The 15,973-nt window shown below is 57.3% G+C and carries 12 protein-coding genes; 11 read left to right on the forward strand and 1 reads right to left on the reverse strand.

Annotated elements, in window-relative coordinates:
- Positions 1–180: 180 nt before the first annotated feature.
- Positions 181–492 (forward strand): DUF485 domain-containing protein, encoded by a 312-nt coding sequence (locus tag AC1DWM_RS16975; RefSeq protein ID WP_223514161.1) that lies wholly within the window; start codon positions 181–183, stop codon positions 490–492.
- Positions 489–2,147, forward strand: coding sequence for a cation acetate symporter (locus AC1DWM_RS16980; protein WP_477795735.1), 1,659 nt, complete (start codon positions 489–491; stop codon positions 2,145–2,147). The genes AC1DWM_RS16975 and AC1DWM_RS16980 overlap by 4 nt, the downstream gene beginning before the upstream one ends.
- Positions 2,148–2,694: 547 nt before the next feature.
- On the opposite strand, the gene gltA is transcribed toward AC1DWM_RS16980, so the two are convergent.
- Positions 2,695–3,984, reverse strand: coding sequence for a citrate synthase (gene gltA / locus AC1DWM_RS16985; RefSeq protein WP_017337241.1), 1,290 nt, complete (start codon positions 3,982–3,984; stop codon positions 2,695–2,697).
- Between the two features lie 363 nt (positions 3,985–4,347).
- Between gltA and sdhC the strand changes: the two genes are divergently transcribed.
- The 9 genes from sdhC to sucD all read left to right on the forward strand — a co-directional run bounded on the left by sdhC (position 4,348) and on the right by sucD (position 15,724).
- Positions 4,348–4,722 carry a succinate dehydrogenase, cytochrome b556 subunit gene (gene sdhC / locus AC1DWM_RS16990; protein WP_081502780.1) on the forward strand — a complete coding sequence of 125 codons (375 nt, stop codon included), beginning with the start codon at positions 4,348–4,350 and terminating at the stop codon, positions 4,720–4,722.
- Complete coding sequence (sdhD, locus tag AC1DWM_RS16995) at positions 4,716–5,084, forward strand: succinate dehydrogenase, hydrophobic membrane anchor protein (RefSeq protein ID WP_059402221.1); 369 nt, start codon at positions 4,716–4,718, stop codon at positions 5,082–5,084. Before sdhC ends, sdhD begins: the two co-directional genes overlap by 7 nt.
- Before the next feature lie 3 nt (positions 5,085–5,087).
- Entirely contained in the window at positions 5,088–6,863 is a 1,776-nt protein-coding gene (gene sdhA / locus AC1DWM_RS17000; RefSeq protein WP_223514155.1) for a succinate dehydrogenase flavoprotein subunit, read from the forward strand.
- 11 nt (positions 6,864–6,874) lie between these two features.
- Positions 6,875–7,579, forward strand: coding sequence for a succinate dehydrogenase iron-sulfur subunit (locus AC1DWM_RS17005; RefSeq protein WP_477795736.1), 705 nt, complete (start codon positions 6,875–6,877; stop codon positions 7,577–7,579).
- A gap of 276 nt (positions 7,580–7,855) precedes the next feature.
- The gene (locus tag AC1DWM_RS17010) at positions 7,856–10,687 is read left to right on the forward strand and encodes a 2-oxoglutarate dehydrogenase E1 component (protein ID WP_223514150.1); all 2,832 of its coding nucleotides are present in this window, start codon (positions 7,856–7,858) and stop codon (positions 10,685–10,687) included.
- A 42-nt stretch (positions 10,688–10,729) separates the two neighbouring features.
- Positions 10,730–11,944 carry a 2-oxoglutarate dehydrogenase complex dihydrolipoyllysine-residue succinyltransferase gene (gene odhB, locus AC1DWM_RS17015; RefSeq protein ID WP_223514148.1) on the forward strand — a complete coding sequence of 405 codons (1,215 nt, stop codon included), beginning with the start codon at positions 10,730–10,732 and terminating at the stop codon, positions 11,942–11,944.
- A gap of 99 nt (positions 11,945–12,043) precedes the next feature.
- Positions 12,044–13,480: a dihydrolipoyl dehydrogenase gene (gene lpdA / locus AC1DWM_RS17020; RefSeq protein WP_223514146.1), complete on the forward strand. Its 1,437-nt coding sequence runs from the start codon at positions 12,044–12,046 to the stop codon at positions 13,478–13,480.
- Positions 13,481–13,676: 196 nt separating this feature from the next.
- Entirely contained in the window at positions 13,677–14,843 is a 1,167-nt protein-coding gene (gene sucC, locus AC1DWM_RS17025; RefSeq protein ID WP_007898980.1) for an ADP-forming succinate--CoA ligase subunit beta, read from the forward strand.
- On the forward strand, positions 14,843–15,724 hold the full coding sequence (gene sucD / locus AC1DWM_RS17030) for a succinate--CoA ligase subunit alpha (protein ID WP_223514145.1): 882 nt from the start codon (positions 14,843–14,845) through the stop codon (positions 15,722–15,724). The genes sucC and sucD overlap by 1 nt, the downstream gene beginning before the upstream one ends.
- Positions 15,725–15,973 lie beyond the last annotated feature (249 nt).

Here is a 15,973-nt window from a genome sequence, read left to right on the forward strand (position 1 = left end):
CTGTAGGAGTCCGGCTTGCCGGCGAAGGCGGCCTCAAGATCGCCATCGCCGGCGAGCCGGGCTCCTACAGGGAACAAAACTGTCATGTCGTTCTAAGACTAAGGTCGTCTGGAACCTGTTTCGCAGCCGCATAGAGTGGATAACGTTCTAACAATAATCTGTGCTGCGAGGATAAAAACAATGAACGACAGCATTTACCTCTCGATTCAAAACAGCTCGCGCTTCAAGGAGCTGGTCAGTAAGAGGGAGCGATTCGCCTGGATACTTTCGGCGATCATGCTTGGGCTTTACTCCGGATTCATCCTTTTGATTGCTTACGGGCCGCATGTACTGGGGGCGAAAATCAGCCCTGAGTCTTCGATTACCTGGGGGATACCGATTGGTGTCGGGCTGATTCTCTCGGCCTTTATCCTGACTGCAATCTACGTACGACGCGCCAATGGCGAATTCGACGACCTGAACAATGCGATTCTCAAGGAGGCTCAGCAATGATCCGGCGTCTAATGGCTCTATTGAGCGTTGCAGCATTCGCACCTGGGGCCTGGGCGGCTGACGCCTTGACCGGTGCAGTGACTAAACAACCGCTGAACGTTGCCGCAATCCTGATGTTCGTGGTGTTCGTCGGCGCGACTTTGTGTATCACTTACTGGGCCTCCAAGAAAAACAACTCGGCCGCCGACTACTATGCGGCGGGCGGCAAGATCACTGGTTTCCAGAACGGTCTGGCGATTGCCGGTGACTACATGTCCGCGGCGTCCTTCCTGGGTATTTCCGCCCTGGTGTTCACCTCTGGCTACGACGGCCTGATCTACTCGATCGGCTTCCTGGTGGGCTGGCCGATCATTCTGTTCCTGATCGCCGAGCGTCTGCGCAACCTGGGTAAATACACCTTCGCCGACGTGGCGTCCTACCGCCTCGGGCAAACCCAGATCCGCACGCTGTCCGCTTGCGGTTCGCTGGTGGTGGTGGCGTTCTACCTGATCGCGCAGATGGTCGGTGCCGGCAAGCTGATCCAGCTGCTGTTCGGTCTCGACTACTACGTTGCGGTGATCCTGGTCGGTATCCTGATGTGCATGTATGTGTTGTTCGGCGGCATGCTGGCGACCACCTGGGTGCAGATCATCAAGGCCGTGCTGCTGCTGTCCGGTGCCTCGTTCATGGCACTGATGGTGATGAAGCACGTCAACTTCGACTTCAACATGCTGTTTTCCGAGGCGATCAAGGTTCACCCTAAAGGTGAAGCGATCATGAGCCCGGGCGGTCTGGTGAAAGACCCGATCTCGGCGTTCTCCCTGGGCCTGGCACTGATGTTCGGTACCGCTGGCCTGCCGCACATTCTGATGCGCTTCTTCACCGTGAGTGACGCGAAAGAAGCTCGCAAGAGCGTGCTGTATGCAACCGGCTTCATTGGTTACTTCTACATCCTGACATTCATTATCGGCTTCGGCGCGATCCTGCTGGTCAGCACCAATCCGGAATTCAATGATGCGGCGGGCGCGCTGTTGGGCGGCAACAACATGGCGGCGGTGCACCTGGCCAACGCGGTGGGTGGCAGTATTTTCCTCGGCTTCATCTCGGCGGTAGCGTTCGCGACCATCCTGGCAGTTGTTGCCGGTCTGACCCTGGCCGGTGCATCGGCGGTGTCTCATGACCTGTATGCCAGCGTAATCAAGAAGGGCAAGGCCAACGAGAAAGACGAGATTCGCGTCTCGAAAATCACCACTATCGCTCTGGCGGTGCTGGCGATCGGCCTGGGCATTCTGTTTGAAAGCCAGAACATCGCGTTCATGGTGGGCCTGGCGTTCTCCATCGCGGCGAGCTGTAACTTCCCGGTGCTGCTGCTTTCCATGTACTGGAAGAAGCTGACCACCCGCGGTGCAATGATCGGCGGATGGTTGGGCCTGGTGAGTGCTGTTGGCTTGATGGTGCTTGGGCCAACCATTTGGGTGCAGATCCTGCATCACGAGAAGGCGATCTTCCCGTATGAGTACCCGGCACTGTTCTCCATGGCGATTGCCTTCGTTGGTATCTGGTTCTTCTCGATCACTGACAAGTCGACTGCGGCTGACAACGAGCGCGCGCTGTTCTTTCCTCAGTTTGTTCGTTCGCAGACTGGTTTGGGGGCGAGTGGGGCGGTTTCGCACTAAGGCTTCAGATTTGGTTATGTAAATTGCGTTAAACAGAAATGCCCCGGTCGAGAGATCGGGGCATTTTTTGTTGGGCGGTAATCGACCTGAGTTTTGTTGATTGGGTACATATCCATTTCTGCGGTAACGGCGACTTATGGTTTCGCCCTGACGGTCGACTCCCTTTGGCAAACGCCGGAGTGCCGGCCCAGCCCAAAGGAAGCAAAGGTCTCGCCCCGAGCGTCCGGCCCCTCGCCTAGGCTCGGCGTTCCTTCGCTTCGGTAGCCGCCCCCGGCCATGGATGGCCGATGGCGGCGGGCCCCCGGAGCAATGCCGGAGTGAGGGCATGCCGAGCCTAAGCGAGGCACCGAATGGAGGGGCAAAGCCTTTTGGTTCCTTTTCGGCGTTTGGAAAAGGGACTCGCTGTAAGAGCGAAACCGCCAGCAGCCACACCCAAAGAAACGGATATGTACACAACCAACCAAACCTCAAAGCACACAAACAAAAACGGCCTCTATATATAGAGGCCGTTTACGGTGCAGCTTAAGACGTTATCGCAAGACAGGTCTTATTTGCGGTCTTCCAGCTTGGTGATGTCACGCGACTCGTAGCCGGTGTACAGCTGGCGCGGGCGGCCAATCTTGTACGGGCTGGAGAGCATTTCTTTCCAGTGGGAGATCCAGCCGACAGTCCGCGCCAGAGCGAAGATCACGGTGAACATGCTGGTTGGAATGCCGATCGCCTTGAGGATGATCCCCGAGTAGAAGTCGACGTTCGGGTACAGCGAGCGTTCGATGAAGTACGGGTCGGTCAGGGCGATCTCTTCCAGGCGCATGGCCAGTTCGAGTTGCGGATCGTTGTTGATGCCCAGTTCTTTCAGTACTTCGTCGCAGGTCTGCTTCATGACGGTAGCGCGTGGGTCGCGGTTTTTGTAAACCCGGTGACCGAAGCCCATCAGTTTGAACGGATCGTTCTTGTCCTTGGCCTTGGCGATGTACTTGTCGATGTTCGACACATCGCCAATTTCATCGAGCATGGTCAGAACGGCTTCGTTCGCGCCGCCGTGGGCAGGGCCCCACAGTGCAGCGATGCCGGCGGCGATACAGGCGAACGGGTTGGCACCCGAAGAGCCGGCCAGGCGTACGGTGGAAGTCGATGCGTTCTGCTCGTGGTCGGCATGGAGGATGAAGATCCGGTCCATGGCCTTGGCGAGCACCGGGCTGATCGGTTTGATCTCGCACGGGGTGTTGAACATCATGTGCAGGAAGTTTTCCGCGTACGTCAGGTCGTTGCGCGGGTACATCATGGGTTGGCCCATGGAGTACTTGTAAACCATCGCTGCCAGTGTCGGCATCTTGGCAACCAGGCGGATCGCGGAAATTTCGCGATGCTGCGGGTTATTGATGTCGAGGGAGTCGTGGTAGAACGCCGAGAGGGCGCCGACTACGCCGCACATGACGGCCATCGGGTGGGCGTCGCGACGGAAGCCGTTGAAGAAGGTCTTCAGCTGCTCGTGAACCATGGTGTGGTTCTTGACGGTGCTGACAAACTGGGCCTTCTGTTCTGCGGTCGGCAATTCGCCGTTGAGCAGCAGATAGCAGGTTTCCAGGTAGTCCGACTTTTCAGCCAGCTGTTCGATCGGGTAGCCGCGGTGCAACAGAATGCCGTTGTCGCCGTCGATATAGGTGATCTTCGACTCGCAGGAAGCGGTCGACATGAAACCAGGGTCAAAGGTGAAACGGCCCGTGGCCGTCAGGCCCCGAACATCGATAACATCGGGACCAACGGTGCCGGTTAAAATGGGCAGCTCGACGGGGGCTGCGCCCTCGATGATCAACTGCGCTTTTTTGTCAGCCATGTGGCCTCCTATTTATGCTTGAAATCATCAGACAGACCCCCCACGCAGGGCCCGCACCACTATAGTGAGATAAATTCGAATGTCAATTTGCCTAAAGTCTTGCTCCAGAAGGCTTTAACCGGACTTTTTCCTCGAAATTGACTGCCATTTACGCCTTTTATCCAACTTGTGCAATCAGCTATTAGGGGAAGGTGAACGCGTTGTCATTAGTAGCCTAACTGTCTATACTCGGCCTCCGACCGCCAGGGGCTTTTGGGCCTGCTTTATTGGGGGTCGCACTCCCTGGGTGGTGGGTACCTGACCAGTGCACTCCCCAACAACTTTGCCCTGATTGTTAGGGGCTCTTCAGTGTGAAAAAAAGCCGTGAATAGCCAACGACCTGTAAACCTAGACCTAAGGACCATCAAACTCCCAGTCACTGCTTACACGTCCATTCTTCACCGGATCTCCGGAATCATCCTCTTTGTCAGCCTGGCCATCATGCTTTATGCATTGGACAAGTCGCTGAGCTCGGAAGAAGGTTTTGGCCAGGTGAAGGCGTGTCTGACCAGTCCGCTAGCCAAGCTAGTGACATGGGGCATCCTGTCCGCCTTGCTGTATCACCTGGTTGCCGGTGTGCGCCATTTGATGATGGACATGGGCATCGGCGAGTCGCTTGAAGGCGGCAAACTGGGCTCGAAAATCGTTATCGCCGTTTCCGTGGTGGTAATCGTTCTGGCAGGAGTTTGGATATGGTAACTAACGTCACGAACCTGTCGCGTTCGGGCCTCTATGACTGGATGGCACAACGTGTGTCTGCGGTCGTTCTCGCGGCTTACTTCATTTTCCTGATCGGATACGTCGTTGCCCATCCTGGCCTCGGCTACGCCCAATGGCATGAACTGTTCGCAAGCAACTGGATGCGTATTTTCAGTCTCCTGGCTCTCGTTGCCCTCGGCGCTCACGCCTGGGTCGGCATGTGGACCATCGCGACCGACTACCTGACGCCAATGGCGTTCGGCAAGTCCGCGACTGCAATACGTTTCCTCTTCCAGGCAGTATGCGGCGTCGCGATGTTCGCCTACTTCGTCTGGGGTGTGCAGATTCTTTGGGGTATCTGATTCATGTCTACTACAGTTAATACGCTTTCGTTCGACGCCATCATCATTGGTGGCGGCGGTGCTGGCATGCGCGCTGCTCTGCAGCTGGCGCAAGGTGGTCACAAGACTGCCGTAGTTACCAAGGTTTTCCCGACTCGTTCGCACACTGTATCCGCCCAGGGTGGCATCACCTGCGCCATCGCCTCGGCAGATCCGAACGATGACTGGCGCTGGCACATGTACGATACCGTCAAGGGTTCCGACTACATCGGTGACCAGGACGCTATCGAATACATGTGTTCCGTAGGCCCGGAAGCCGTTTTCGAACTCGAGCACATGGGCTTGCCGTTCTCCCGTACTGAACAGGGTCGCATCTATCAGCGTCCGTTCGGCGGTCAGTCGAAAGACTTCGGTAAAGGTGGCCAGGCTGCCCGTACATGCGCCGCTGCCGACCGTACCGGTCACGCTCTGCTGCACACTCTGTATCAGGCCAACCTCAAGGCAGGCACCGTATTCCTTAACGAATACTACGGCGTCGACCTGGTGAAGAACGAAGATGGTGCCTTTGTCGGCATGATCGTCATCTGCATCGAGACTGGCGAAACTTCCTACGTCCGCGCTAACGCCACCGTTCTGGCGACGGGCGGTGCAGGTCGTATCTACTCGTCCACCACCAACGCCCTGATCAACACCGGTGACGGCGTCGGCATGGCTCTGCGTGCTGGTGTGCCGGTACAAGACATCGAAATGTGGCAGTTCCACCCGACCGGCATCGCCGGCGCCGGTGTACTGGTGACAGAAGGCTGCCGCGGTGAAGGCGGTTACCTGATCAACAAGCACGGCGAGCGTTTCATGGAACGTTATGCTCCGAACGCCAAAGACCTGGCTGGTCGTGACGTTGTTGCCCGTTCGATGGTTAAAGAAATCATCGCCGGCAACGGTTGCGGTCCGGATGGCGACCACGTAATGCTGAAACTCGATCACCTCGGTGAAGACGTTCTGCACAGCCGTCTGCCAGGCATCATGGAACTGTCCAAGACCTTCGCTCACGTCGATCCAGCCGTGGCGCCGATTCCGGTCGTTCCAACCTGCCACTATATGATGGGCGGCGTTGCCACCAACATTCATGGCCAGGCAATCACTCAGGACGCCGAAGGCGTTGACCAGATCATTCCTGGTCTGTTTGCCGTAGGCGAAGTGGCGTGCGTATCGGTTCACGGTGCCAACCGTCTGGGCGGCAACTCGCTGCTCGACCTGGTGGTATTCGGCCGTGCCGCCGGTCTGTTCCTGGAACAGACCCTGAAAGAAGGCGTTGATTACGCTCGTCCTCGCCAGTCCGATATCGACGCTGCCCTGGCGCGTCTCGATGGCCTGAACTCGCGTACCGAGGGTGAAGACGTCGCTACCCTGCGTAAAGAACTGCAAAACTGCATGCAGAACTACTTCGGTGTGTTCCGTACCGGCGAATACATGCAGAAGGGTATTGCCCAGCTGGCTGATCTGCGTGGCCGTATCGCCAACGTCAAGATCAACGATAAGAGCCAGGCGTTCAACACTGCTCGTATCGAAGCGCTGGAACTGCAAAACCTGCTGGAAGTGGCCGAAGCCACCGCCATCGCTGCAGAGATCCGCAAAGAGTCCCGCGGCGCTCACGCCCGTGAAGACTACGAAGACCGCGACGACGAAAACTGGCTGTGCCACACCCTGTACTTCCCGGGTGACAAGCGCGTGACCAAGCGTGCTGTGAACTTCTCGCCGAAGACTGTTCCGACTTTTGAACCTAAGATTCGGACTTATTAAGGGTGGCCGCCATGTTGCAAGTCAGTGTTTATCGCTACAACCCTGATCAGGACGCTGCGCCGTTCATGCAGGAATTCCAGGTCGATACCGGTGGTAAAGATCTGATGGTGCTGGACGTGCTGGCCCTGATCAAAGAGCAGGACGAAGGTTTCTCCTATCGTCGCTCTTGCCGTGAAGGCGTTTGCGGTTCCGACGGCATGAACATCAACGGCAAAAACGGCCTGGCATGCGTCACGCCGCTGTCTGCTGTCGTAAAAGGTAACAAACTGATTGTTCGTCCACTGCCAGGTTTGCCGGTTATCCGTGACCTGGTCGTTGATATGAGCATCTTCTACAAGCAATACGAGAAGGTTAAGCCATTCCTGCAGAACGATACGCCGGCTCCGGCCATCGAACGTCTGCAGTCTCCGGAAGAGCGTGAAAAGCTTGATGGTCTGTACGAGTGCATCCTGTGCGCTTGCTGCTCGACTTCTTGCCCGTCCTTCTGGTGGAACCCGGACAAGTTCCTGGGTCCAGCTGCTCTGCTGCAAGCGTACCGCTTCCTGGCAGACAGTCGCGACACCAAGACTGACGAGCGTCTGGCTTCGCTGGATGACCCGTTCAGCGTATTCCGCTGCCGCGGGATCATGAACTGCGTCAACGTCTGTCCGAAAGGCCTGAACCCGACTAAGGCCATCGGTCACGTACGTAACATGCTGCTGCAAAGCGGCGTGTGACTCAGCTGTTGTAACCCGGCTGTTGTAAATGTAGTACCGCTGTACCCGTAGATGCTACGGCGCAGGCTTCAACCGGCGCCGTAGTTTTAACCTGAGCAGCAGCTTACAAGGCTGCGGCTCTTATTTTGAAGAAATGAGACAAGCAGGGGCATCCGGGCTGGTACCCGGACTATCAGCGTGATCCTAAGTGGCTTGTTTTGGTCGCTGCATTCGGACTTCTGCAAGTGTGCTCGGTGTCGACGCCGGTGGTGTTCCCCTAACCGAGGGTGACCAAGCATGCAAGAAAGCGTGATGCAGCGCATGTGGAACAGCGCCTACCTATCTGGTAGTAACGCTGCCTATGTGGAAGAGCTCTACGAGCTCTACCTGCACGACCCTAACGCTGTGCCAGAAGAGTGGCGCACCTACTTCCAGAAGTTGCCGGCTGACGGCAACACTGCTACCGATGTTTCGCACTCCACAATTCGCGATCATTTCGTCTTGCTGGCAAAGAACCAGCGCCGCGCCCAACCGGTTTCCGCCGGCAGCGTGAGCAGTGAGCACGAGAAGAAGCAAGTTGAAGTGCTGCGATTGATCCAGGCCTACCGTATGCGTGGCCACCAGGCAGCCCAGCTTGACCCGCTGGGGCTGTGGCAGCGTCCTGCACCTGCAGACCTGTCGATCAATCATTACGGCTTGACCAATGCCGATCTTGATACGATCTTCCGTGCCGGYGACCTGTTCATCGGCAAAGAGGAAGCGAGCCTACGCGAAATTCACGAAGCGTTGCAGCAGACATATTGCCGCACCATCGGCGCTGAATTTACGCACATCACCGATTCCGAGCAGCGCCAGTGGTTCCAGCAGCGTCTGGAAAGCGTGCGCGGCCGTCCAACGTACTCCGCCGACATCAAGAGCCACCTGCTCGAACGCGTCACCGCCGGCGAAGGTCTGGAAAAATACCTGGGCACCAAATACCCGGGTACCAAGCGTTTCGGTCTGGAAGGCGGCGAGAGCCTGATTCCGATGCTCGACGAGTTGATCCAGCGTTCCGGTTCCTACGGCACCAAGGAAATCGTCATCGGCATGGCCCACCGTGGCCGTCTCAACGTGTTGGTCAACACCTTCGGCAAGAACCCGCGCGAGCTGTTCGACGAGTTCGAAGGCAAGAAGAAGGTCGAGCTGGGTTCCGGTGACGTTAAGTATCACCAAGGCTTCTCGTCCAACGTGATGACCTCCGGCGGTGAAGTTCACCTGGCCATGGCGTTCAACCCGTCCCACCTGGAAATCGTTTCTCCAGTGGTCGAGGGTTCGGTTCGCGCCCGTCAGGATCGTCGTAACGACCCTACCGGTGAGAAGGTTCTGCCGATTTCCATCCACGGTGACGCGGCATTCGCCGGTCAGGGCGTGGTGATGGAAACCTTCCAGATGTCGCAGACCCGCGGGTTCAAAACCGGCGGCACCGTGCACATCGTGATCAACAACCAGGTCGGTTTCACCATCAGCAACCCGCTGGACTCGCGTTCCACCGAGTACGCGACCGACGTTGCGAAAATGATCCAGGCGCCGATCCTCCATGTGAATGGTGATGATCCGGAAGCCGTGTTGTTCGTGACCCAGCTGGCCATCGACTACCGCATGCAGTTCAAGCGTGACGTGGTGATCGACCTGGTCTGCTACCGTCGTCGCGGCCACAACGAGGCCGACGAGCCAAGCGGCACCCAGCCTCTGATGTATCAGCAGATCACCAAGCAGCGCACCACCCGTGAACTGTATGCCGATCGCCTGACTCAGGCCGGCGTGCTGGACGCCGCGCGTGTTCAGACGAAAGTCGACGAATACCGCAACGCGCTGGACAACGGTCTGCATGTTGTAAAAAGCCTGGTCAAAGAGCCGAACAAAGAGTTGTTCGTGGACTGGCGTCCGTATCTGGGCCACGCCTGGACCGCGCGTCACGACACGCGTTTCGATCTGAAAACCTTGCAGGAACTGTCCGCCAAGCTGCTGGAAATTCCGGAAGGCTTCGTGGTTCAGCGCCAGGTCGCGAAAATCTACGAAGACCGTCAGAAGATGCAAGCCGGCGGCCTGCCGATCAACTGGGGTTACGCCGAAACCATGGCGTACGCGACCCTGGCGTTCGAAGGTCACCCGATTCGCATGACGGGTCAGGACATCGGTCGCGGTACGTTCTCGCACCGTCACGCTGTCTTGCACAACCAGAAAGACGCAGGCACCTATATCCCGCTGCAAAACCTGTACAACGGCCAGCCACGTTTCGACTTGTACGATTCGTTCCTGTCCGAAGAAGCGGTTCTGGCGTTCGAATACGGTTATTCGACCACCACGCCTGATGCGTTGGTTATCTGGGAAGCCCAGTTCGGCGACTTCGCCAACGGTGCCCAAGTGGTTATCGACCAGTTCATCACCAGTGGCGAGCACAAGTGGGGCCGTCTCTGCGGTCTGACCATGTTGCTGCCGCACGGTTATGAAGGTCAGGGTCCGGAGCACTCGTCGGCTCGTCTGGAGCGTTACCTGCAACTGTGCGCCGAGCACAACATTCAGGTAGCCGTACCGACCACGCCGGCTCAGATCTATCACTTGCTGCGTCGTCAGGTCATTCGCCCGCTGCGCAAGCCATTGATCGTTCTGACTCCAAAGTCGCTGTTGCGCCACAAACTGGCCATTTCGACCCTGGAAGATCTGGCCGAAGGTTCGTTCCAGACCGTGATCCCGGAAATCGATGTTCAAGATCCGAAAAAGGTCGAGCGCATTGTTCTGTGTAGCGGCAAGGTCTACTACGACCTGCTGGAAAAACGCCGTGCCGAAGGTCGTGACGACATCGCCGTCGTGCGTATCGAGCAGCTGTACCCATTCCCTGAGGACGACTTGAAAGAAGTCCTGGCTCCTTACACCAACGCCAAACATGCCGTTTGGTGTCAGGAAGAGCCGATGAACCAGGGTGCCTGGTACTGCAGCCAACACCACTTGCGTCGCAGTATCAGTACCCTCAACAAGTCTCTCGTACTCGAGTACGCGGGCCGTGAGGCTTCTGCTGCACCTGCATGCGGTTATGCATCGATGCACGCTGAGCAGCAGGAAAAACTGCTGCAAGACGCCTTTACTGTTTAACGCCTTCGCGCACCTGAAACCGAATTTAAGGACCCACAGATAATGGCTATCGAAATCAAAGCCCCCACTTTCCCGGAATCGGTTGCCGATGGCACCGTTGCCACCTGGCACAAACAACCGGGCGACGCTGTAAAGCGTGACGACCTGATTGTCGATATCGAAACCGACAAGGTTGTGCTGGAAGTGTTGGCCACTGCTGACGGCGTGTTGGGCGCTATCGTCAAGAACGAAGGCGACACCGTTCTGTCCGACGAAGTTCTGGGCTCCATCGAAGCGGGCGGCGCTGCTGTTGCCGCTCCGGCCGCTCCGGCCGCTGCACAAGCGGCTGCTCCAGCTGCTGAAGGCGAGGACGATCCTGTTGCTGCACCGGCTGCTCGCAAGCTGGCTGAAGAAAACGGCATCAACATCGCGTCCGTTGCCGGTACTGGCAAAGGCGGTCGTGTGACCAAGGAAGACGTGGTGGCTGCTGTTGCTGCCAAGAAAGCCGCTCCGGCTGCCGCGCCTGCCAAGGCTGCTGCGCCTGCTGCCGCTGCTCCTGTGTTCGCCGCTGGCGACCGCATCGAGAAGCGTGTTCCGATGACCCGCGTTCGCGCTACCGTGGCCAAGCGTCTGGTAGAAGCTCAATCGAACATGGCGATGCTGACCACCTTCAACGAAGTCGACATGACCGAAGTCATGGCCCTGCGTTCGAAGTACAAGGACCTGTTCGAGAAGTCCCACAACGGCGTACGCCTGGGCTTCATGTCGTTCTTCGTGAAAGCGGCCACCGAAGCGCTGAAACGCTTCCCGGCTGTTAACGCCTCGATCGACGGCGGCGACATCGTTTACCACGGCTACGCCGACGTAGGTGTTGCTGTTTCCAGCGACCGTGGTCTGGTTGTGCCGGTTCTGCGTAACGCCGAACTGATGAGCCTGGCTGAAATCGAAGGCGGCATCGCTACCTTCGGCAAGAAAGCCCGTGACGGCAAACTGTCGATGGACGAAATGACCGGCGGCACATTCACCATCACCAACGGTGGTACTTTCGGTTCGATGATGTCGACCCCGATCGTCAACCCGCCGCAAGCAGCTATTCTGGGCATGCACAACATTCTGCAGCGCCCTATGGCGATCAACGGTCAGGTCGTTATCCGTCCGATGATGTACCTGGCTCTGTCCTACGATCACCGTCTGATCGATGGCAAAGAAGCTGTGACCTTCCTGGTTACCATCAAGAACCTGCTGGAAGACCCGGCTCGTTTGTTGCTGGATATCTGATAGAAGCGGCTGCAGGTTTCAAGTTCCAGGCTGCACGAAAGGACAGCCTGGCTTGGAGCTTGCGGCTTCAAGCTTGCCGCAAAAAAGAGGATTTTTTGAATGTCGCAGAAATTTGACGTAGTAGTGATCGGCGCGGGCCCTGGCGGCTATGTAGCTGCCATCAAAGCAGCACAACTGGGCCTCACCACTGCCTGCATCGAGAAGTACACCGACAAGGAAGGCAAACTGGCCCTCGGTGGTACTTGCCTGAACGTCGGCTGCATTCCATCCAAGGCGCTGCTGGACAGCTCCTGGAAGTTCCACGAAGCCCAAGACGGCTTCGCGATCCACGGTATCAACCACGCTGGCGTGACCATGGACGTGCCAGCAATGGTCGGCCGTAAAGCCAACATCGTCAAAGGCCTGACCTCGGGTGTTGCCACCCTGTTCAAAGCCAACGGTGTGACTTCCATTCAGGGTCACGGCAAGCTGCTGGCCGGCAAGAAAGTTGAAGTTACCAAGCCTGACGGTTCGGTAGAAATCATCGAAGCCGAAAACGTGATTCTGGCTCCAGGCTCGCGTCCGATCGACATTCCACCGGCTCCGGTTGACCAGAATGTGATCGTCGATTCGACTGGCGCACTGGAATTCCAGTCCGTACCTAAGCGTCTGGGCGTGATCGGCGCTGGCGTTATCGGTCTGGAACTGGGTTCGGTCTGGTCCCGTCTGGGCGCCGAAGTGACCGTTCTCGAAGCGCTGGACACCTTCCTGATGGCCGCTGATGCTGCCGTCTCCAAGGAAGCGCTGAAAACCCTGACCAAACAGGGTCTGGACATCAAGCTGGGCGCACGCGTTACCGGTTCCAAAGTGAACGGCAACGAAGTCGTTGTGAACTACACCGATGCCAAGGGCGAACAGAACATCACTTTCGACAAGCTGATCGTAGCCGTTGGTCGCCGTCCAGTGACCACTGATCTGCTGTCCGCTGATTGCGGCGTGACCCTCGACGAGCGCGGTTTCGTGCACGTTGATGATCACTGCGCCACCACCGTACCGGGCGTTTACGCCATTGGCGACGTGGTTCGCGGCATGATGCTGGCACACAAGGCCTCGGAAGAGGGCATCATGGTCGTTGAGCGCATCAAGGGCCACAAAGCCCAGATGAACTATGACTTGATCCCTTCGGTTATTTATACTCACCCGGAAATCGCGTGGGTCGGTAAAACCGAGCAGGCCTTGAAGGCTGAAGGCGTTGAAGTTAACGTTGGCACCTTCCCGTTCGCAGCCAGCGGCCGTGCCATGGCAGCCAACGACACCGGTGGTTTCGTCAAAGTCATCGCCGATGCCAAGACTGACCGCGTATTGGGCGTCCACGTGATTGGCCCGAGCGCTGCAGAACTGGTTCAGCAGGGCGCGATCGGTATGGAATTCGGCACCAGCGCTGAAGACCTGGGCATGATGGTTTTCTCCCATCCGACCCTGTCTGAAGCCTTGCACGAAGCAGCTTTGGCAGTGAATGGCGGCGCCATTCACATCGCCAACCGCAAGAAGCGTTAAGACAATAAGAAACCACGGCGGAATGGCCCGTCGTGAGCCTTGCATGCAAGACTCACCGCGGAATATCCGCTGGACGCAGTCTTGCGTAGTTGCACCGGTTGTCCGGAAAGGCTACGCAAGCAGCAGTCACAGGTGGTGCGGCACTTGAACAAGTGCAGCACCGAATGCGCAGTACCTAACGAAGACGGTAATAAGCATGAATCTTCACGAGTATCAGGGTAAGCAGCTGTTCGCTGAATACGGCCTGCCAGTTTCTACCGGTTACGCAGTAGACACCCCGGAAGCAGCAGCAGAAGCTTGCGACAAAATCGGCGGCACCGAGTGGGTTGTCAAAGCCCAGGTCCACGCTGGCGGTCGCGGTAAAGCGGGCGGCGTTAAGCTGGTTCGCAGCAAAGAAGACGCTAAGGCATTCGCACAGCAGTGGCTGGGCAAGCGTCTGGTGACTTACCAGACTGACGCCAATGGTCAGCCAGTCACCAAGATCCTGGTTGAATCGTGCACTGATATCGCTAAAGAGCTGTACCTGGGCGCTGTCGTTGACCGTTCGAGCCGTCGCATCGTGTTCATGGCTTCCACCGAAGGTGGCGTGGACATCGAGAAAATCGCTCACGACACCCCTGAGAAAATCCTCAAGGCCACTATCGATCCACTGGTTGGCGCTCAGCCATTCCAGGGTCGCGAGCTGGCATTCCAGCTGGGTCTGGAAGGCAAGCAAGTTGCTCAGTTCGCCAAGATCTTCGTAGGTCTGGCCAAACTGTTCAAGGATCACGACCTGGCTCTGCTGGAAGTGAACCCGCTGGTGATCAAGGCTGACGGCGATCTGCATTGCCTCGACGCCAAGATCAACATCGACGCCAACGCCATGTACCGTCAGCCTAAGCTGAAGACTTTCCACGATCCGTCGCAAGACGATCCGCGCGAAGCGCACGCTGCCAAGTTCGAACTGAACTACGTAGCACTGGAAGGCAACATCGGTTGCATGGTCAACGGTGCTGGCCTGGCCATGGGTACCATGGACATCGTCAACCTGCATGGCGGCAAACCAGCCAACTTCCTCGACGTGGGCGGCGGTGCTACCAAAGAACGCGTTACCGAAGCGTTCAAGATCATCCTGTCCGACACTAACGTCGCTGCAGTATTGGTCAACATCTTCGGCGGCATCGTTCGTTGCGACATGATTGCCGAAGGCATCATCGGCGCTGTGAAAGAAGTCGGCGTGAAAATCCCGGTTGTTGTTCGCCTTGAAGGCAACAACGCTGAGCTGGGCGCTAAAGTACTGGCAGAAAGCGGTTTGAACATCATCGCTGCTACCAGCCTGACCGACGCTGCTCAACAAGTCGTTAAAGCTGCGGAGGGCAAATAATGAGCGTCCTGATCAATAAAGACACCAAAGTTATCTGCCAGGGTATTACCGGTTCGCAAGGTAGTTTCCACACCCAGCAAGCCATCGAATACGGCACCAAGATGGTTGGCGGCGTAACTCCGGGCAAAGGCGGCACCGAACACCTGGGTCTGCCAGTGTTCAACACCGTGAAAGATGCTGTAGCTGCCACTGGCGCCACCGCCAGCGTGATCTACGTTCCAGCTCCTTTCTGCAAGGACTCCATCCTGGAAGCAGCTTTCGGCGGCATCAAGCTGATCGTTTGCATCACTGAAGGCATTCCTACCCTGGACATGCTGGATGCCAAGGTCAAGTGCGACGAGCTGGGTGTAATCCTGATCGGTCCTAACTGCCCAGGCGTGATCACTCCAGGCGAATGCAAGATCGGCATCATGCCAGGTCACATTCACTTGCCAGGCAAGGTCGGTATCGTTTCCCGTTCCGGCACCCTGACCTACGAAGCTGTCAAGCAAACTACTGACGCCGGTTTCGGTCAGTCGACTTGCGTCGGCATCGGCGGTGACCCGATCCCGGGTTCGAACTTCATCGACATCCTGAAGCTGTTCCAGGAAGACCCGAAGACCGAAGCGATCGTAATGATCGGTGAGATCGGCGGTTCGGCTGAAGAAGAAGCGGCTGCCTACATCAAGGCAAACGTGACCAAGCCGGTTGTTTCCTACATCGCTGGTGTGACTGCCCCTGCGGGCAAGCGCATGGGCCATGCTGGCGCAATCATCTCTGGCGGCAAAGGCACTGCAGACGAGAAGTTTGCTGCCCTGGAAGACGCAGGCGTTAAAACCGTGCGTTCGCTGGCAGATATCGGCAAGGCTTTGTCCGAGCTGACCGGTTGGGCGATCAAATAAGCCTCGCGCTTAACTGACGCTTCACCAAACAAAGGCCACCTTCGGGTGGCCTTTGTCGTTTCTGCGGAATCTGTAGGAGCCGGCTTGCCGGCGAATGAGGCGACGCGGTGTGTCAGGTATGGCGCTTTCGCTGGCAAGCCAGCTCCTACAAGGTGAAATTTCGTACGTAAACGCGACACAGAAACGTCGCGTATCGGATAGTTCGCCCTCTAACAGTGCGTTTGTCGGGCAAATTCGTTAGGCTAGCCG

This window comes from Pseudomonas sp. P4_C8, assembly GCF_056401975.1.